The following is an 18,151-nucleotide window of genomic DNA, read 5'->3' on the forward strand; positions in this document are numbered from 1 at the left end:
CGGCAGCAGCGGCTTTTTTCTGTGCATCAGCCTGGGCTTTGGCGGCTTCTTTCGCCGCATCGGCTTTAGCCTGAACGGCAGCTTCTTTCGCTGCTTCCGCTTTGGCTTGCGCCGCAGCCGCTTCTGCTTGTTTCTGTTGTTCTTTGGCCTGCTCAGCGGCTTGTTCAGCCTGTTTCTGCTGCTGGGCCTGTTCCTGAGCCTGCTGCTTCGCATCCTGCTGCGCTTGCAGACGCTCTTTCTCTAACTCTTTCAGGCGCTGTTGTTCTGCCGCCTGCTTCTGCTGTAATTCTTCAGCCTGTTGCTCTGATTTTTTCTGACGTGCTGCTGCAGCACGTTGGGAATCAGCCTGTTGCTGCTGTTGACGGTTGTACTGATCGACCACTGCACTGGGATCGACCATTACCGCGGAGATATCACTACCGCCACCGCCGCCACTCATGCTGGTATCTTCGTCCAGCGATCCCAAAATCAGCAGGCCTATAATGATGATATGCAGAACGACCGAAACAATAACGGCGCGTTTGAGCTTATCGTTTTGTTCAGTTGCAGTTGCCTTTACCAAAATAGATTTCCCAAGACAGGATTACCAAAACCCGGATCCCTTCAGTGCCTGTCGTTCTCTTTTAACAAGGCAGGGAAAGCCGGGTTTCAAATAAGTGTTACAAATTACCTATCCTTAGATAGGTTGTGTCATCAATCCGACAGATTTCACACCGGCCTGATGCAACATATTCAGCGCCTTGATGATTTCATCATAAGGCACATCTTTTGCACCGCCGATCAGAAAGACCGTCTTCGGATTGGCCTGAATACGGCTGGTCGCTTCTGCGATAACCTGCTGTTCAGGCAACTGTTCCATACGCTGATGATCCACCACAATGGTGTACTGACCGACGCCTGAGACTTCAACAATCACTGGCGGGTTATCATCGCTGGATACCGCTTTGGAATCCGTCGCGTCAGGCAGATCTACTTCCACGCTCTGAGTAATAATCGGTGCTGTTGCCATAAAAATCAGTAACAGAACCAGCAGTACGTCCAGCAGCGGAACAATGTTGATCTCCGACTTACCTTCGCGACGGTTACGACGACCTCGTGAACGAGCCATACTCTCCCCCTTTAGTTACTGCTGGTTTCGCGAGAGAAAGCCTGACGGTGCAGGATGGCCGTAAATTCTTCCATGAAGTTATCGTAGTTTTGCTCAAGCTTGTTCACGCGCTGGTTGAGGCGGTTATACGCCATAACCGCAGGGATAGCAGCAAACAAACCGATCGCAGTAGCAATCAGTGCTTCTGCAATACCCGGTGCAACCATTTGCAGGGTAGCCTGTTTCACAGAACCTAAGCCGATAAAGGCGTGCATGATGCCCCAGACCGTACCAAACAGACCGATGTACGGGCTGATGGAACCGACAGTGCCGAGGAATGGAATGTGCATTTCAAGGGATTCGAGTTCACGGTTAAAAGAAATACGCATCGCACGCGAAGAACCTTCAATCACAGATTCAGGTGCATGGCTGTTGGCACGATGAAGACGTGCAAACTCTTTAAAACCGGAATGGAAGATTTGCTCTGCCCCGCTCAGGGTTTCGCGACGGCCCTGGCTTTCCTGATACAAACGGGAAAGCTCAATACCGGACCAGAATTTATCTTCAAACGCTTCTGCCTCACGGGTGGCGGCATTCAGCACTTTCGTACGTTGAATGATGATTGCCCAAGACGCGACAGAGAAGCACACCAGGATAAGCATAATCAGCTTAACCAGGATGCTGGCCTTTAAAAATAAATCAAGCATGTTCATGTCAGTCACTGCTTAAACTCCGCGACAATAGACTTAGGAAGCGCTCGTGGCTTCATTTGGTGTGGATCAATGCACGCAATTAACACTTCCGCAGAACTCAGAAGGTTTCCTTGCGAATCAAGAATTCGTTGTGCAAAAGTAAGAGAAGCTCCGCGAATGGACGTAATCTCACTCTGGACATCCAGCATGTCATCTAGACGAGCTGGTGCAAAGTATTCGACCGTCATGCGGCGGACAGCAAAAGCGACGTGTTCGCCCAGCAACTGTTGCTGGTGAAAATTGCGTTGGCGCAACATCTCTGTGCGAGCCCTTTCATAAAAGGCGACGTATCGAGCGTGGTAGACCACGCCTCCCGCGTCTGTGTCTTCATAGTAGACACGAACCGGCCATCGGAACAACGAATTACTCACTGTACATCCCGTAATGCAATTTGACGGCACTACTATACTCAAGAGGGCTGGGGTTGGGAATGGGTTGCATTGATGTATTGAAAATAATTATGGGCCAGAACGGCCCATAAGATTTTGAATGTAAATCTGTGTATTTATTCAGCTAAAAAAGTATAGAAGACCAGCAGCTAAGGCAATCATAGCGAGCAACGGGCAAAAGAATGCTTTCCAAATCGACTTATGCGGGCGGAATCCCAGACCGTGGATCACGCCAGCACACACCGCCCAAATCAGAATGATCCCATGCCACACTTCCAGCTGACTGGTCGACGAGGCAAACATACCCGGTTTCCAGAACACACAGCCGGCAAGAACCAGCGACATCACCAGTGAAAGGGCCCGCAAGGGGCCCTTATCGGTGAGGGCGTAAATCTTATCCGCGATCACACTCATTACTTCTCTTCTTTGGCAGCTTTATTGGCTTCGCTGTGCTCAAACGCCAGCGCGGTAATGATACCAAACGAGCAAGCCAGTAAGGTGCCGAGGATCCAGGCAAAATACCACATGGTGTTCTCCTTAATACAACGAATGCTTGTTGTTCTCGATGTAGTTTTTATCGAGGCGACCGAACATCTTGTAATACGCCCATGAGGTGTAAATCAGGATGAGTGGCACAAAGATACAGGCTACAACGGTCATCACTCTCAGCGTCAGCAGTGTGGAGGTCGCATCCCACATGGTCAGGCTGGCATTCGGCTCAGTAATGGACGGCATCACGAACGGGAACATGGTGATACCGGCAGTCAGGATCACACAGGCGATAGTCAGTGAGTTACTGATAAACGCCAGTGCGCCCTTGTTGATGCGTGAGAACAGAATGGTCAGCAGCGGCAGAATAACGCCGAGCGCAGGGATAGCCCACAGGCCCGGTGTTTTATTGAAGTTAGCCAGCCAGGCGCCCGCTTCGTGAGATACCGTTTTGCGCAGAGGATTCGACGGGCCCGCGTGATCCATCACTGAAGTCACGGTGAAGCCATCAATCCCTTTGACTAACCAGATACCGGCAAGCAGGAAGCACACCATCATCACCAGCGCGGAAATCTGGGATGCCGCACGGGTACGCAGATGCAGTTCACCCACGGTACGCATTTGCAGATAGGTTGCGCCCTGCGTGATAAGCATGGTCAGGCTGACCAGACCGGCGAGAATGCCGTACGGGTTCAGCAGCTGCAACAGGTTGCCGGTGTAGAAGAGACGCAGATCGTTATCAATGTGGAACGGAACGCCCAACAACAGGTTACCGAATGCCACGCCGAACACTAATGCCGGCACGAAGCTCCCGATGAAGATGCCCCAGTCCCACATGCCACGCCAGCGTGCGCTATCGACTTTTGAACGATAGTCAAAACCGAGCGGACGGAAGAATAAGGCGCACAGCACCAGCACCATCGCGGCGTAGAAACCGGAGAATGCCGCGGCGTAGACCATCGGCCAGGCAGCGAACAGCGCGCCGCCGGCGGTGATGAGCCAGACCTGGTTACCGTCCCAGTGCGGGGCGATGGCGTTGATCATTACCCGGCGGTCGGTATCGGTTTTGCCGATAATACGCACCAGAATGCCTACGCCCATATCGAATCCATCGGTGACTGCGAAGCCGATAAACAGCACGCCAATCAGCACCCACCAGATGAACCTTAGCGATTCATAATCAAACATATTTGGACTCCCTTTTACCGAGTTTGCTCAAGTGGCGCTGGAGTTTGTTCAAAGTGATAGCGACCTGTTTTCAGGCTGCTTGGGCCCAGGCGTGCATATTTGAACATCAGGAACATCTCAGCGATCAGGAACAGGGTGTACAGGCCGCAGATCAGAATCATCGACGTCAGTACATCACCTACCGTCAGTGAAGAGTGCGCAACCGCAGTCGGTAGCACTTCACCAATCGCCCAAGGCTGACGACCGTATTCCGCCACAAACCAGCCCGCTTCCACAGCAATCCACGGTAATGGCAGGCCGAGGAACACCGCGCGGTGCAGCCAGCGTTTCTGACCAATCTTGCCACGGATCACCGCGAAGAAGGACAGACCGATCAGCACTAACATCAGGATGCCGCAAGCAACCATGATACGGAATGCGAAATACAACGGCAGAACGCGAGGAATAGAATCTTTGGTGGCTTTCTGGATTTGTGCATCACTCGCATCAGCCGGGTTATCGGTATAGCGTTTGAGCAACATACCGTAGCCCAGATCCTGCTTGGCGCTTTCGAAATCGCTGCGTACTTTCGGGTCAGTGTTACCTGAACGCAGTTCTTCCAGCAGGGTGTACGCTTTCATCCCGTTGCGGATACGCACTTCGTGTTGCGCCATCAGGTCTTTCAGACCGGTGACCGGCGTATCAACCGAGCGCGTTGCGATGAGCCCCAGCAGGTATGGAATCTGAATAGAATATTCGTTTTCCATTTTGTCCTGATTCGGCATGCCGAACAGCGTGAAGCTGGCTGGTGCAGGTTGGGTATCCCACTCGGCTTCAATGGCAGCCAGTTTCGTTTTCTGTACGTCACCCATTTCGTAACCGGACTCATCACCCAGCACGATAACGGAAAGTACAGCCGCCAGACCGAAACTTGCGGCGATAGCGAATGAACGCTTCGCGAAACCGATGTCACGGCCTTTAAGCAGGTAATAAGAGCTGATGGCCAGAATGAACATCGCGCCAGTCACATAACCGGATGCCACGGTGTGAACGAATTTAACCTGCGCAACCGGGTTCAGAACCAGCTCAGAGAAGCTGACCATTTCCATGCGCATGGTTTCGTAGTTGAAGGTTGATGCAATCGGGTTCTGCATCCAGCCGTTCGCCACCAGGATCCACAATGCTGATAAGTTCGACCCGAGGGCAACGAACCAGGTCACCGTCATATGCTGAACTTTAGACAGACGATCCCAACCAAAGAAGAACAGGCCGACTAATGTGGATTCAAGGAAGAACGCCATTAAACCTTCAATCGCCAGAGGCGCACCGAAGATATCACCGACGTAATGTGAGAAATATGACCAGTTGGTCCCGAACTGGAATTCCATGGTTAAACCGGTGGCGACACCAAGTGCAAAGTTAATTGCAAAAAGTTTGCCCCAGAATTTGGTCATATCTTTATAGATTTGTTTGCCCGAAAGCACATAAACCGTTTCCATAATTGCCAGTAAAAACGCCATACCCAGCGTTAATGGGACAAATAGGAAATGGTACATGGCTGTTAAAGCAAACTGTAAACGCGACAGTTCAACGATATCAAACATCTTGACCCCTTGCTCCTCGGAGGAAGACCCCAACTTGCGATCTCTGACGAATCGGTCACCCGGAACGCCTCATGACTACCAGAATTCAAATCAAATGTGTGCAGAACAGAAATGTCTGCGATATGACGGAGTAAGACCGGCTCGCAGGCACTCTGATACCCGACAAAAAACCGACCTTTCAGCCTCGAACAGGGCTTTGCGGACAGGAAAAATTTCGGGAAAAGTAAACATACAAAATACTGATGTTACAGGGCTGATATGTTACGCCACTAATTCCACACAATAAATAGGTTTTTTAGTGACCCAAAGCGGATTTACGCATACAGGTCAATTAGCGCTCAGATCTGCCTCATCGGGTGAAATTGATCTGACGCAATTTAAGCCCATCTCATTGTTTATTTCTATATAAGATACCGCAAATTCCAAAAAAATATTTCCGGATGTTACTGATGGGTTTCAATACACTTTAATGATGACTTTATTGTTAATTAATTGTGTTTATATGGTTGGCAATAATACTCATCCAGCTACTTTAAAATCCCTATTTATTAACTTTCCATTCCCAGTGAACCTATCGTGCGTTGTTAATAAATATGACTTAAATCGGTTATTGTTAAACATTATAGCAGCAATAAAAAAGGTCACCCGAAGGTGACCAACATGTCGAATCTTTGTCGCTTTCAACCCGCCAGAATTTTTCTGGCAGGCGATGTCGTACTTACTGTGGCAGCAGTGATTTTACTGCTTCACCGATATCAGCCAGGCTGCGAACGGTTTTTACACCGGCCGCTTCCAGCGCAGCAAATTTATCATCTGCAGTGCCTTTACCACCGGCAATGATGGCGCCAGCGTGGCCCATACGTTTGCCTTTCGGCGCAGTCACACCAGCGATATAACCTACAACCGGTTTGGTCACGTGTGCTTTGATATAAGCTGCTGCTTCTTCTTCCGCATTACCACCGATCTCACCGATCATCACGATCACTTCAGTCTGCGGATCTTCCTGGAACAGCTTCAGAATATCGATGAAGTTAGAACCCGGGATCGGGTCACCGCCGATACCGACGCAGGTGGACTGGCCGTAACCGTAATCAGTCGTCTGCTTAACGGCTTCATAAGTCAATGTACCGGAGCGGGAAACGATGCCCACTTTGCCCGGCAGGTGAATGTGGCCCGGCATGATGCCGATTTTGCATTCGCCCGGTGTGATCACGCCCGGGCAGTTTGGCCCGATCATGACCGCATCGCTTTGGTCGAGCTTCATCTTCACAACCAGCATATCCAGCGTCGGGATGCCTTCGGTAATACAGATGATAAGCTTGATACCCGCATCCAGCGCTTCCAGAATGGAATCTTTGCAGAACGGTGCCGGAACATAAATCACAGACGCGGTGGCGCCGGTGGTTTCTACCGCTTCACGCACGGTGTTAAATACTGGCAGACCCAGATGTTCGGTGCCGCCTTTACCCGGCGTCACGCCGCCGACCATTTTTGTGCCATAAGCGATGGCTTGTTCGGAGTGGAAAGTCCCCTGGCTACCGGTGAAACCCTGGCAGATAACTTTGGTGTTCTTGTTGATTAAAATCGACATTATTTCCCCTCCACTGCCGCGACAACTTGTTGAGCCGCATTCGTCAGGCTGGTCGCTGCAATGATGTTCAAACCGCTGTCCGCCAGTTTTTTGGCACCCAGCTCGGCATTGTTACCTTCAAGACGCACCACAACCGGCACGCTGACGCCCACTTCTTCCACCGCACCGATGATACCGTCGGCGATCAGGTCGCAACGAACGATACCGCCGAAGATGTTAACGAAGACGGCTTTCACTTTTTCATCCGAAAGAATGATTTTGAAAGCTTCGGTCACGCGTTCTTTAGTCGCACCGCCGCCCACGTCGAGGAAGTTAGCCGGTTCGCCACCGTGCAGTTTCACGATGTCCATAGTGCCCATTGCCAGACCGGCACCGTTCACCATGCAACCGATGTTGCCGTCGAGCGCCACGTAGTTCAATTCCCACTGTGCAGCCTGAGCTTCGCGGGCATCTTCCTGACTGTGGTCACGCATTTCGCGCAGTTCTGGCTGACGGAACAAGGCGTTACCGTCCGCGCCCAGTTTGCCATCAAGGCAAATCAGGTCACCGGCGGTGGTCACCACCAGCGGGTTGATTTCGATCAGCGCCAGATCGCGCTCAAGGAAGATGTTCGCCAGACCCATGAAGATCTTAGTGAACTGCTGAACCTGCTTACCGGTCAGACCCAGTTTGAAGGCCAGTTCGCGGCCCTGATACGGCTGCGGACCAGCCAGCGGATCCAGTGCCACTTTGTGGATCAGGTGCGGGGTTTCTTCCGCCACTTTTTCAATTTCCACGCCGCCTTCAGTAGACGCCATGAACACCACGCGACGGGAGCTGCGATCGACTACCGCGCCGAGGTACAATTCTTTATCAATGTCAGTCGCCGCTTCAACCAGGATCTGGTTAACCGGCTGGCCCTGTGCGTCTGTCTGGTAAGTCACCAGACGTTTGCCCAGCCAATGTTCAGCGAAAGCACGAATTTCTTCTTTGCTTTTCACCACTTTCACGCCGCCCGCTTTACCGCGACCACCGGCATGAACCTGACATTTCACCACCCACGGACCGGCACCGATTTTCGATGCAGCCTCTTCCGCTTCACGCGGGGTGGAACAGGCGAAGCCTGATGGTGCTGGCAGGCCGTAGCGCAGGAAAAGCTGTTTCGCCTGATACTCATGTAAATTCATGATGTTCTATCCATTCTTATTCAGTAGGAGGGCTTTATCAGTGGCACAGCGAACCGTGCCACTGAGGGTCGAGATCTCTTTTACTTACGGCAACCGGGGACTAAACGTCCAACAGCAGACGAGCCGGATCTTCCAGCATCTCTTTAATGGTCACCAGGAAGCCGACCGATTCGCGGCCATCAACCAGACGGTGGTCGTAGGACAGTGCCAGATACATCATTGGCAAGATCACGACCTGACCATTCACTGCCATCGGACGATCTTTAATGGCGTGCATGCCGAGGATCGCGCTCTGCGGTGGGTTGATAATCGGAGTAGACATCAGGGAGCCAAAGACGCCGCCGTTGGTCACAGTAAAGTTACCGCCGGTCAGTTCTTCAACTTTCAATTTGCCGTCACGGCCTTTGATCGCCAGCTCTTTGATTTTCTTCTCGATATCCGCCATGCCCAGCGTATCCACATCACGCAGAACCGGGGTCACCAGGCCACGTGGCGTTGAAACGGCAATGCTGACGTCGAAGTAGTTATGGTAAACCACATCTTCGCCATCAATGGAGGCGTTCACTTCCGGATAGCGTTTCAGCGCTTCAACCACGGCTTTCAGATAGAAAGACATGAAGCCCAGACGCACACCGTGACGTTTTTCGAAACCATCACCGTACTGCTTACGCAGATCCATGATTGGCTTCATATTGATTTCGTTAAAGGTGGTCAGCATCGCAGTGCTGTTCTTGGCTTCCAGCAGACGCTCGGCAACGCGTTTACGCAGACGGGTCATCGGTACGCGTTTTTCGCTGCGTGAACCCAGAGCCGGTGCCGGTGTTTCGCTGGCAGCAGGCGCTGAAGCAGGTGCGGTTGCAGGTTTCGCATCTTTGGCTTTCGCCAGGTGTTGCTCTACGTCTTCACGGGTCAGACGACCGCCCACACCGCTGCCTTTAATGGCGTTGGCATCAAGAGAATGTTCTGCAATCAGGCGGCGGATCGCCGGGCTGAGGGCGTCGCTGCTCTCTTCTTCCAGCGCAGCTGTGTGGCGTGCCGCAGGAGTCGCTTCTTTATCGGAGCTTTTCTCAGTGCTTGGCTTACCAGAGCTGTTACCCGGACGAATGCGCGCCAGAATCTGACGGGAAATCACCGTTGCGCCTTCGTCTTCGATGATGCTGTCCAGAATACCGGCTTCGCTCGCCGGCACTTCCAGAACCACTTTATCGGTTTCGATTTCTACCAGTACATCGTCACGCTCAACACTGTCGCCCGGCTTTTTGTGCCAGGTGGCAACCGTCGCATCCGCAACGGATTCAGGAAGGTCAGGGACCAGAATATCTACGCTACTCATTATCAATCCTTCTTATGTTCCATATGGTTAACTGACACCAACGCGGTTATTTAACGTTCAGCGCATCGTTAACCAGATCTTGCTGTTGCTTCTGGTGAACGGACATGTAGCCGACTGCCGGAGAGGCAGAGGCCGGGCGTCCTGCGTAACGTAAAGAAGCCCCGAAAGGAATCACTTCACGGAAATTGTGTTGGCTGCAGTACCATGCGCCCTGATTCAGCGGCTCTTCCTGACACCAGACGAAATCATGAACGTGCGCGTATTGTTCCAGCACTTCCTGAATGGCCTTGTGCGGGAACGGATACAGCTGTTCGATACGGACGATCGCGACGTCGGTTTTTTCGTTCTTACGACGCTGTTCCAGCAGATCATAGTAGACCTTACCTGAACACATCACGACGCGCTTAACCTGTTTCGGATCCAGTTCGTCCACTTCACCAATGGCCGGCAGGAAGCTGCCGTTGGCCAGTTCGTCCAGCGTGGAAACCGCCAGCGGATGACGCAACAGAGACTTCGGTGACATCACGATCAGCGGACGACGCATACCGCGCAGCGCCTGACGACGGATCATGTGATAAACCTGCGCCGGGGTAGACGGGATACATACCTGCATGTTTTGCTCAGCGCAAAGTTGCAGATAGCGTTCCAGACGCGCGGAGGAGTGCTCCGGCCCCTGCCCTTCGTAGCCGTGCGGCAGCAGCATCACCAGACCACACATGCGGCCCCATTTTTGCTCGCCGGAGCTGATGAACTGGTCGATGACCACCTGAGCACCGTTGGCGAAATCGCCGAACTGCGCTTCCCAGATAGTCAGCGTACGCGGTTCAGCCGTGGCATAACCGTATTCAAACGCCAGCACCGCTTCTTCGGAAAGCACGGAGTCCCAGACGTTGAATTCGCCCTGGCTGTTGTGAATATTCGACAGCGGCACATACACAGAACCGTTTTTCTGGTTGTGGATCACCGCGTGACGGTGGAAGAAGGTTCCGCGACCGGTATCTTCACCGGACAGACGGATAGGAATACCTTCGTCGACCAGCGTGGCGTAAGCCAGATTTTCGGCACCGCCCCAGTCAAACTTCTTGTTCCCTTCAGCCATCTCGTTACGGTCGCCATAAATCTTGGCCACGCGGGACTGCATTTCGATAGCGTCCGGTACATGGCTGACGCGACGCGCCAGCTCCTGCAGACGTTTGAACTCCACCTTATTCGGGTAAGCTTCGTCCCACTCGTGGTTCAGATACGGTGACCAGGTGAACGTGTGCATGTCATTTTGACGCCACTCTTCCACCACACACTCACCGGCATCCAGCGCATCGCGGTACAGATTGACCATTTCGGTCGCATCTTCCAGGCTGGCAACGTTCTGCTCAGTCAGAATGTCTGCATAGATTTTGCGCGGTGTCGGGTGTTTCTTGATCTTGTTGTACATCAGTGGCTGCGTTGCGCTTGGCTCATCGGCTTCGTTATGGCCGTGGCGACGGTAGCAAACCAGATCAATCATGACATCGCGTTTAAAAGTATTGCGGAAATCCAGCGCCAGACGGGTCACGAAAGCGACAGCTTCCGGGTCATCCGCATTGACGTGGAAAATCGGCGCCTGCACCATTTTCGCGATATCGGTACAATAATCGGTAGAACGCGCATCTTTCGGGTTCGAGGTGGTGAAGCCCACCTGGTTATTAATGACGATACGCACAGTACCGCCCACTTCATAACCGCGCGCCAGCGACATGTTCAGTGTTTCCTGAACCACGCCCTGACCGGTAATCGCCGCGTCACCGTGAATGGTGATTGGCAGAACCATGTTGCTGCGCGCTTCGTCCAGACGGTCGCGACGAGCACGGACAGAACCGATGACGACCGGGCTGACGATTTCCAAATGCGACGGGTTAAACGCCAGCGCCAGGTGAACCATACCGCCTTCGGTTTCCACATCAGACGAATAGCCCATGTGGTATTTCACGTCACCGGTGCCCAGGTGTTCTTTATGTTTGCCGGAGAATTCGTCAAACAGATCCTGAGGTTTTTTACCCAGCACGTTGATCAACACGTTCAGACGACCACGGTGCGCCATACCCAGCACCACTTCACGCGTTCCATTTTTGCCCGCGTGACGGATCATGTCTTTCAGCATCGGAACCAGCGCATCGCCACCTTCCAGGGAGAAGCGTTTAGCTCCCGGGAATTTCGCGCCCAGATAACGTTCCAGACCTTCTGCTGCGGTCAGCTCTTTCAGGAACGTTTTCTTTTCTTCATTGGTGAAGTTTGCACGACCGACCACGGATTCGACACGCTGCTGGATCCAGCGTTTCTCTTCGGTGTTGGTGATGTGCATGTATTCCACACCGATGGAGCCGCAATAGGTCTGCTTCAGGGCTTTATACAGCTCGCCGAGCTGCATGGTTTCTTTGCCGATGGCAAAAGAACCGACGTTGAAGGTTTCCTGGAAATCAGCTTCGGTCAGATGGTGGAACGCAGGGTCAAGATCGGGCACATCGTCCAGTTTCCACAGGCCGAGGGGATCAAGGTTCGCGTTCTGATGGCCACGGAAGCGGAAGGCGTTGATTAACTGCAACACCTTAACTTGCTTGGCATCCGTTTCAGGATCGCTGATGGAGGAGTTATAACGTGACGCATCTTTCGCCAGACGGCGGAAGTAGTCCCGTGTTTGAGAATGGAGTTGCTCTGGTTTCACACCCACTGTTGGTAGCTGTTTAAAAATCGAACGCCAGCTATCGTCAACGGAACCAGGATCGGTTAAGTAGTCTTCATAGAGTTGTTCTATGTAAGACTGGTTCGCACCCGCCAGATAGGAGGAATCCAGCCAGGCCTTCATTGCGCCGTTCTGCATCGTGATCCCTTAAGCTTTGAAGCTTTAGTTTTCGCCGTGGTTAATAATAATGACCGTGATACACCGCGGTAAAACGGTTTTCCTTACTAAAACAGTTCGTTGGTTGAGCGTTTGGCTCTTCAAGGAACCTTCAAAAATCCGCCATGCGCGTGACTGACTTTTGAAGTTGCCCTGCTTATCTTTCTCCCCCTGGCGACACCTTGTATGCCACTTATCTGTAAAAACAGCTGAAACTGATGTCCCTGATTTTTACCCAACTATCTTACTCCAGTCAGGCGCAACTTTGTTGCACTTGTTGCTACTTTGTTATTAAAAATTTACTTATTTGCTATCAGCGCCTCAGTTAGCACATTTGTAACTATTGTAAGTAGCGCTTATGAGTAAATAACAGCGGGAACCTGAGTTCCCGCTGTGGCATGGCTTATCTTGTCAGGCACCGCGTTGTAGCAGCATCGATTTGATATGCCCGATAGCTTTGGTCGGATTTAGCCCTTTCGGACACACACTCACACAGTTCATGATGCTGTGGCAGCGGAATACGCTGAAAGCATCATTCAGATCGTCGAGACGCGGTTGTGTTTCGGTATCGCGGCTGTCGATCAGGAAACGGTAAGCGGCCAGAAGACCTGCCGGACCGACAAACTTGTCCGGGTTCCACCAGAAGGACGGGCACGACGTCGAGCAACAGGCGCAGAGAATACATTCGTACAATCCGTCGAGTTTTTCGCGTTCTTCCGGCATTTGCAAATGCTCACGCGCCGGAGGATTTTTCCCATCATTCAACAAGTAAGGCTTAATCTTCTCATACTGCTTATAGAATTGCCCCATGTCCACTACAAGGTCGCGCACAACCGGTAACCCAGGTAACGGACGGATAACAATCTTCTTGCTGCCATGACGTAACGTCGAGACCGGCGTGATACAGGCCAGACCGTTTTTCCCGTTCATGTTCAGACCGTCTGAACCACAAACGCCTTCACGGCAAGAGCGGCGGAAGGCCAGCGTCGGATCCTGCTCTTTCAGCAAAATCAGCGCATCAAGCAACATCATGTCGCGCCCTTCCTGGGCTTCCAGCACATAGTCTTTCATGTACGGGACGTCATCGACGTCCGGGTTATAGCGATAAATCGAAAATTCGAGTTTCATATTCTGTCTCCGCTACGCCCTAGTAAGTACGCGCTTTCGGCGGGAACGCCGCGCGAAGCTTAGGCTGCATGTTCACCTCACGGCGGGTCATGCTTTCGGTTTCCGGCTGATACAGCGTGTGGCACAACCAGTTCGCATCATCACGATCCGGGAAGTCAAAGCGGCTGTGAGCGCCACGGCTTTCGGTGCGGTAGTTTGCGGAGACAGCCGTCGAGAACGCGGTTTCCATCAGGTTATCCAGCTCCAGACATTCCACGCGCTGAGTGTTGAACTCCGTCGAGGTATCGTCCAGACGGGCCGTTTTCAGACGTTCGCGGATCACTTTCAGCTGTTCCAGACCTTCAGCCATCGCATCGCCTTCGCGGAATACCGAGAAGTTGTTCTGCATACAGGCTTGCAAGTCTTTGCGGATAGCCACCGGATCTTCACCGGAACGGGTATTGTTCCAGCGATTGAGACGCTCAAGAGACACATCAATGTCGTCCTGAGAGGCTTCACGGCTGTCGCCCTGCTCATTGATAGATTCCTGCAAGTGCATACCGGCAGCGCGACCAAACACCACCAGATCCAGCAGCGAGTTGCCACCGAGGCGGTTGGCACCGTGAACGGAAACACAGGCAATTTCGCCGACCGCGAACAGCCCTGGGATCACCACGTCTTCGCCCTTCTCGTTCACACGCAGTGCCTGACCGGTCACTTTGGTCGGAATACCGCCCATCATGTAATGGCAGGTTGGCAGAACAGGGATCGGCTCTTTGATGGGATCCACGTGGGCAAAGGTGCGGGAGAGTTCGAGAATGCCCGGCAGGCGGGATTCCAGCACTTCACGACCCAGATGATCGAGTTTCAGTTTTACGTGCGGGCCCCACGGACCTTCGCAGCCACGGCCTTCACGGATTTCGATCATGATGGAACGAGCCACCACGTCACGACCCGCAAGGTCTTTGGCATTCGGCGCATAACGTTCCATGAAACGTTCGCCGTCTTTATTGAGCAAATAACCGCCTTCACCACGGCAGCCTTCTGTGACCAGAACGCCCGCACCGGCGATACCGGTCGGGTGGAATTGCCACATTTCCATATCCTGCACTGGCACGCCAGCGCGCAGCGCCATACCCACACCGTCGCCGGTATTGATGTGTGCGTTAGTGGTGGACTGGTAAATACGGCCTGCACCGCCGGTTGCCAGCACGGTCGCTTTGGCTTTGAAGTAGACCACTTCACCAGTTTCGATGCAGATAGCCGTACAGCCGACGATCGCGCCGTCCTGATTCTTCACTAAATCCAGTGAATACCATTCGGAGAAAATCGTGGTGCCGTTTTTCAGGTTTTGCTGATACAGCGTGTGCAGCAATGCGTGGCCGGTACGGTCAGCGGCTGCTGCTGTGCGGGCCGCCTGCTCGCCGCCGAAGTTCTTCGACTGGCCACCAAACGGACGCTGATAAATACGGCCATCTTCAAGACGGGAGAAAGGCAGACCCATGTGTTCGAGTTCCAGAATCGCTTCCGGCCCGGTTTTACACATATATTCAATGGCGTCCTGATCACCGATGTAGTCGGAACCTTTTACGGTGTCGTACATATGCCATTCCCAGTCATCCTCATGGGTGTTGCCCAGCGCGACGGTAATACCGCCCTGCGCTGACACCGTATGGGAGCGGGTCGGGAAGACTTTGGAAATCAGGGCACAGGTCTGGCCCGTTTGTGAAATCTGTAATGCTGCACGCATACCGGCGCCACCTGCACCGATCACTACAGCATCAAACTCTCTGACTGGCAGATTCATTTACTACGCTCCCCAAACAACAATTGTTCCGTAAAGTAGGTAAACCACTAACGTGACGACGATGGCCAGTTGCAGCACCAGTCGAACAGCTACCGGTTTGACATAGTCCGTTAACACCTGCCACATGCCGATCCACGCATGAATCAAAATCGACAGCAGCGCCAGCAGTGTGAATACTTTGGTGATGGAGGAAGCGAAGAAGCCATGCCAGACATCAAACGTCAGTTCCTGGGCCAGAACCACGAAGCCCAGAATATAAAGGATGTACAGGGTGAGAATAATTGCGGAAGCACGAAGTAACAGCCAGTCGTGCACACCATTGCGCCCTAATGCAGAAACATTGCTTACCATACGAGGACTCCAGCCAGAATTGACAGCACGACGGTCAGACCGATTGCCACCTGGGCAGAACGGGTACCGGCAGCCAAACTCTCTTCGATATAGCCAAAATCCATCAGCAAGTGGCGGATGCCACCGCAGACGTGATAGGCCAGCGCAGTGAGTATTCCCCAGAAGATGAATTTGACGAAGAAGCTATTCATGATGGCAGCCGCTTGCGCAAACCCTTCAGGAGAAGAGAGTGACAGGCCTAGCAGCCAGAGGAGGATACCGACGGCGACGAAGGTTATTACGCCAGAGACTCGGTGTAAGATGGACGCTATCGCAGTAACGGGAAACCGGATCGTTTGCAGATCCAGATTGACAGGTCTTTGTTTTTTCACGGTTTTGCCCACACAGCTCTTATTATTTTACTTCCTCCGGTCTGGAGCAGTGTCAGACAGCATTAAGACTGTAAGCCTTCATCCCTCGCGCTCAAACAACGACATCCAATGTGCTTAAACGGCGCGTGATGCATTTTCTCAGTTTTTACGTTTGGGAAACGCGAAATGCTCAGAAAATAACGCTGGGTGCTCCTACTTCAGGGTTTGCCCGGAGACCTCGTCGAAGTATAGGTTGATCACATTCTTATTACAATTGCCCTACAAATGCTTTATTCACATTTCTGCGAAACAGTGAGTTAGCTCCCAAATTCAATAAATCGCACAAAATAAATTATCGAGTTTGACATTTGATCAACATTTCCATTACATATGAATCATCCCTATAGGACTGTGATACTGAGCACATACCGGCTTTACCCTCACGCACCAAAAAGGGGAAAGTATTAAGAGAATCAGTGGATCACACAATCGTAAGACGGGGTCTTCCCTGTCGGGCCAAGTTATGCAAAAGTGGTGATTGTGTAAATCCTCAACCTCTTCATTGGTACTGAGCGACAGAACAGTAATGATTTACCGAATCTTTAACAACGATGAAACGCCGCTTGTTTGTCACAGAGCAGTCTGAGACTGCAATTCGACTCAGCTCTACGTTCCCTTCCGATACGATCGCAGAGTTAAGGCTGATAATAATAATGACCTTACAAGGCGTCGCTTCCAGGCATTTCTGTTGTTATCGATTTTTAAAAATAAGGCGCTAAGGAGACTGTAAATGGCTGATAAGAAAGCGACACTTACCCTACAAGGTCACGACCCGATTGAACTGGATGTGCTGTCCGGCACGCTGGGCCAGGATGAAATTGATATCCGCACCCTCGGTTCAAAAGGCCTTTTTACCTATGATCCCGGTTTCACGTCTACTGCATCCTGCGAATCCAAAATCACCTACATTGATGGTGAAGAAGGCATTCTGCTGCACCGCGGTTTCCCGATTGATCAGCTGGCGCAAGAGTCTAACTTCCTGGAAGTGAGCTACCTGCTGCTGAACGGCGAAACCCCGACACCGAAGCAATTCGAAGAATTCAAAACCAATGTGACCCGTCACACTATGGTGCACGAGCAGATCACCCGTCTGTTCCACGGTTTCCGTCGTGACTCTCACCCGATGGCCGTCCTGTGCGGCGTGACCGGCGCGCTGGCCGCGTTCTATCACGACTCCATTGACGTCGAAAACGAACGTCACCGCGAAATCGCCGCTTACCGTCTGCTGTCCAAAATGCCGACCGTTGCCGCGATGTGCTACAAATATTCTATCGGCCAGCCGTTCGTGTATCCGCGCAACGACCTATCCTATGCTGGCAACTTCCTGCACATGATGTTCTCCACCCCGTGTGAAGAATACAAAGTGAACCCGATTCTGGAACGTGCAATGGACCGAATTTTGATCCTGCACGCCGACCACGAACAAAACGCCTCAACGTCAACAGTGCGTACCGCTGGCTCAAGTGGCGCTAACCCGTTCGCCTGTATCGCTGCAGGTATCGCCTCACTGTGGGGACCGGCTCACGGCGGTGCCAACGAAGCCGCGTTGAAAATGCTGGAAGAAATCAGCAGCGTGGATCACATCCCTGAGTTCGTTAAACGCGCAAAAGATAAAAATGATTCGTTCCGCCTGATGGGCTTTGGTCACCGTGTTTATAAAAACTATGACCCGCGCGCCACCGTAATGCGTGAAACCTGTCATGAAGTGCTTAAAGAGCTGGATCTGAAAGATAACCTGCTGGAAGTGGCGATGGAGCTCGAGAACATCGCGCTGAATGATCCGTACTTCATCGAGAAGAAACTGTATCCGAACGTCGATTTCTACTCCGGCATCATCCTGAAAGCGATGGGCATTCCGTCTTCCATGTTTACCGTTATCTTTGCGATGGCGCGTACCGTGGGCTGGATTGCACACTGGAGCGAAATGCACCAGGACGGCATTAAAATCGCCCGCCCTCGTCAGCTCTACACCGGCTACGACAAACGTGATTTCCATTCTCAGCTGAAAAAATAATCTCTTCTTTTT

17 protein-coding genes are annotated in these 18,151 nt (G+C 52.3%); 1 reads left to right on the forward strand and 16 read right to left on the reverse strand.

Annotated features, from left to right (window positions below):
• The 16 genes from tolA to sdhC all read right to left on the reverse strand — a co-directional run.
• Positions 1 to 562, reverse strand: a 562-nt coding sequence (gene tolA / locus TU92_RS20285) for a cell envelope integrity protein TolA (RefSeq protein ID WP_112168970.1), incomplete at its 3' end; no start/stop codon positions are given.
• 114 nt (positions 563 to 676) lie between these two features.
• Positions 677 to 1,108 (reverse strand): colicin uptake protein TolR, encoded by a 432-nt coding sequence (gene tolR / locus TU92_RS20290; protein WP_112168971.1) that lies wholly within the window; start codon positions 1,106 to 1,108, stop codon positions 677 to 679.
• A gap of 11 nt (positions 1,109 to 1,119) precedes the next feature.
• Positions 1,120 to 1,809 carry a Tol-Pal system protein TolQ gene (gene tolQ / locus TU92_RS20295; RefSeq protein WP_056771666.1) on the reverse strand — a complete coding sequence of 230 codons (690 nt, stop codon included), beginning with the start codon at positions 1,807 to 1,809 and terminating at the stop codon, positions 1,120 to 1,122.
• On the reverse strand, positions 1,806 to 2,210 hold the full coding sequence (ybgC, locus tag TU92_RS20300; RefSeq protein WP_112168972.1) for a tol-pal system-associated acyl-CoA thioesterase: 405 nt from the start codon (positions 2,208 to 2,210) through the stop codon (positions 1,806 to 1,808). Before ybgC ends, tolQ begins: the two co-directional genes overlap by 4 nt.
• Positions 2,211 to 2,348: 138 nt before the next feature.
• Complete coding sequence (gene ybgE, locus TU92_RS20305; RefSeq protein ID WP_112168973.1) at positions 2,349 to 2,642, reverse strand: cyd operon protein YbgE; 294 nt, start codon at positions 2,640 to 2,642, stop codon at positions 2,349 to 2,351.
• Positions 2,642 to 2,755 (reverse strand): cytochrome bd-I oxidase subunit CydX, encoded by a 114-nt coding sequence (gene cydX, locus TU92_RS20310; protein WP_013576433.1) that lies wholly within the window; start codon positions 2,753 to 2,755, stop codon positions 2,642 to 2,644. The genes ybgE and cydX overlap by 1 nt, the downstream gene beginning before the upstream one ends.
• 10 nt (positions 2,756 to 2,765) lie before the next feature.
• Positions 2,766 to 3,905: a cytochrome d ubiquinol oxidase subunit II gene (gene cydB / locus TU92_RS20315; RefSeq protein WP_112168974.1), complete on the reverse strand. Its 1,140-nt coding sequence runs from the start codon at positions 3,903 to 3,905 to the stop codon at positions 2,766 to 2,768.
• A gap of 14 nt (positions 3,906 to 3,919) precedes the next feature.
• The gene (cydA, locus tag TU92_RS20320; protein ID WP_112168975.1) at positions 3,920 to 5,488 is read right to left on the reverse strand and encodes a cytochrome ubiquinol oxidase subunit I; all 1,569 of its coding nucleotides are present in this window, start codon (positions 5,486 to 5,488) and stop codon (positions 3,920 to 3,922) included.
• 718 nt (positions 5,489 to 6,206) lie between these two features.
• Positions 6,207 to 7,079 carry a succinate--CoA ligase subunit alpha gene (gene sucD / locus TU92_RS20325; RefSeq protein ID WP_056771654.1) on the reverse strand — a complete coding sequence of 291 codons (873 nt, stop codon included), beginning with the start codon at positions 7,077 to 7,079 and terminating at the stop codon, positions 6,207 to 6,209.
• Positions 7,079 to 8,245 (reverse strand): ADP-forming succinate--CoA ligase subunit beta, encoded by a 1,167-nt coding sequence (gene sucC, locus TU92_RS20330; protein WP_056771651.1) that lies wholly within the window; start codon positions 8,243 to 8,245, stop codon positions 7,079 to 7,081. Before sucC ends, sucD begins: the two co-directional genes overlap by 1 nt.
• Positions 8,246 to 8,345: 100 nt before the next feature.
• The gene (odhB, locus tag TU92_RS20335; protein WP_112168976.1) at positions 8,346 to 9,578 is read right to left on the reverse strand and encodes a 2-oxoglutarate dehydrogenase complex dihydrolipoyllysine-residue succinyltransferase; all 1,233 of its coding nucleotides are present in this window, start codon (positions 9,576 to 9,578) and stop codon (positions 8,346 to 8,348) included.
• A gap of 46 nt (positions 9,579 to 9,624) precedes the next feature.
• Complete coding sequence (gene sucA / locus TU92_RS20340; RefSeq protein ID WP_112168977.1) at positions 9,625 to 12,432, reverse strand: 2-oxoglutarate dehydrogenase E1 component; 2,808 nt, start codon at positions 12,430 to 12,432, stop codon at positions 9,625 to 9,627.
• 429 nt (positions 12,433 to 12,861) lie between these two features.
• Positions 12,862 to 13,578, reverse strand: a complete 717-nt coding sequence (locus TU92_RS20345; RefSeq protein WP_112168978.1) for a succinate dehydrogenase iron-sulfur subunit — start codon at positions 13,576 to 13,578, stop codon at positions 12,862 to 12,864.
• Between the two features lie 19 nt (positions 13,579 to 13,597).
• Complete coding sequence (gene sdhA, locus TU92_RS20350) at positions 13,598 to 15,364, reverse strand: succinate dehydrogenase flavoprotein subunit (protein ID WP_112168979.1); 1,767 nt, start codon at positions 15,362 to 15,364, stop codon at positions 13,598 to 13,600.
• A gap of 3 nt (positions 15,365 to 15,367) precedes the next feature.
• A complete protein-coding gene (sdhD, locus tag TU92_RS20355) occupies positions 15,368 to 15,715 on the reverse strand; it encodes a succinate dehydrogenase membrane anchor subunit (RefSeq protein WP_112168980.1) in 348 nt (115 codons plus the stop codon).
• Positions 15,709 to 16,098, reverse strand: a complete 390-nt coding sequence (gene sdhC, locus TU92_RS20360) for a succinate dehydrogenase cytochrome b556 subunit (protein WP_101077384.1) — start codon at positions 16,096 to 16,098, stop codon at positions 15,709 to 15,711. Before sdhC ends, sdhD begins: the two co-directional genes overlap by 7 nt.
• 757 nt (positions 16,099 to 16,855) lie before the next feature.
• Between sdhC and TU92_RS20365 the strand changes: the two genes are divergently transcribed.
• Positions 16,856 to 18,139 (forward strand): citrate synthase, encoded by a 1,284-nt coding sequence (locus TU92_RS20365; RefSeq protein ID WP_112168981.1) that lies wholly within the window; start codon positions 16,856 to 16,858, stop codon positions 18,137 to 18,139.
• Positions 18,140 to 18,151: the final 12 nt, after the last annotated feature.

Source organism: Rahnella inusitata (assembly GCF_003263515.1).
Taxonomy (GTDB): Bacteria; Pseudomonadota; Gammaproteobacteria; order Enterobacterales; family Enterobacteriaceae; genus Rahnella; species Rahnella inusitata.

Bases quoted from the DNA above. Each gene is read 5' to 3' on its own strand.
- tolR (WP_112168971.1), bottom strand. From the start codon at position 1,108: ATGGCTCGTTCACGAGGTCGTCGTAACCGTCGCGAAGGTAAGTCGGAG.
- ybgE (WP_112168973.1), bottom strand. From the start codon at position 2,642: ATGAGTGTGATCGCGGATAAGATTTACGCCCTCACCGATAAGGGCCCC.
- cydX (WP_013576433.1), bottom strand. From the start codon at position 2,755: ATGTGGTATTTTGCCTGGATCCTCGGCACCTTACTGGCTTGCTCGTTT.
- cydB (WP_112168974.1), bottom strand. From the start codon at position 3,905: ATGTTTGATTATGAATCGCTAAGGTTCATCTGGTGGGTGCTGATTGGC.
- cydA (WP_112168975.1), bottom strand. From the start codon at position 5,488: ATGTTTGATATCGTTGAACTGTCGCGTTTACAGTTTGCTTTAACAGCC.
- sucD (WP_056771654.1), bottom strand. From the start codon at position 7,079: ATGTCGATTTTAATCAACAAGAACACCAAAGTTATCTGCCAGGGTTTC.
- sucC (WP_056771651.1), bottom strand. From the start codon at position 8,245: ATGAATTTACATGAGTATCAGGCGAAACAGCTTTTCCTGCGCTACGGC.
- odhB (WP_112168976.1), bottom strand. From the start codon at position 9,578: ATGAGTAGCGTAGATATTCTGGTCCCTGACCTTCCTGAATCCGTTGCG.
- sucA (WP_112168977.1), bottom strand. From the start codon at position 12,432: ATGCAGAACGGCGCAATGAAGGCCTGGCTGGATTCCTCCTATCTGGCG.
- TU92_RS20345 (WP_112168978.1), bottom strand. From the start codon at position 13,578: ATGAAACTCGAATTTTCGATTTATCGCTATAACCCGGACGTCGATGAC.
- sdhA (WP_112168979.1), bottom strand. From the start codon at position 15,364: ATGAATCTGCCAGTCAGAGAGTTTGATGCTGTAGTGATCGGTGCAGGT.
- sdhD (WP_112168980.1), bottom strand. From the start codon at position 15,715: ATGGTAAGCAATGTTTCTGCATTAGGGCGCAATGGTGTGCACGACTGG.
- TU92_RS20365 (WP_112168981.1), top strand. From the start codon at position 16,856: ATGGCTGATAAGAAAGCGACACTTACCCTACAAGGTCACGACCCGATT.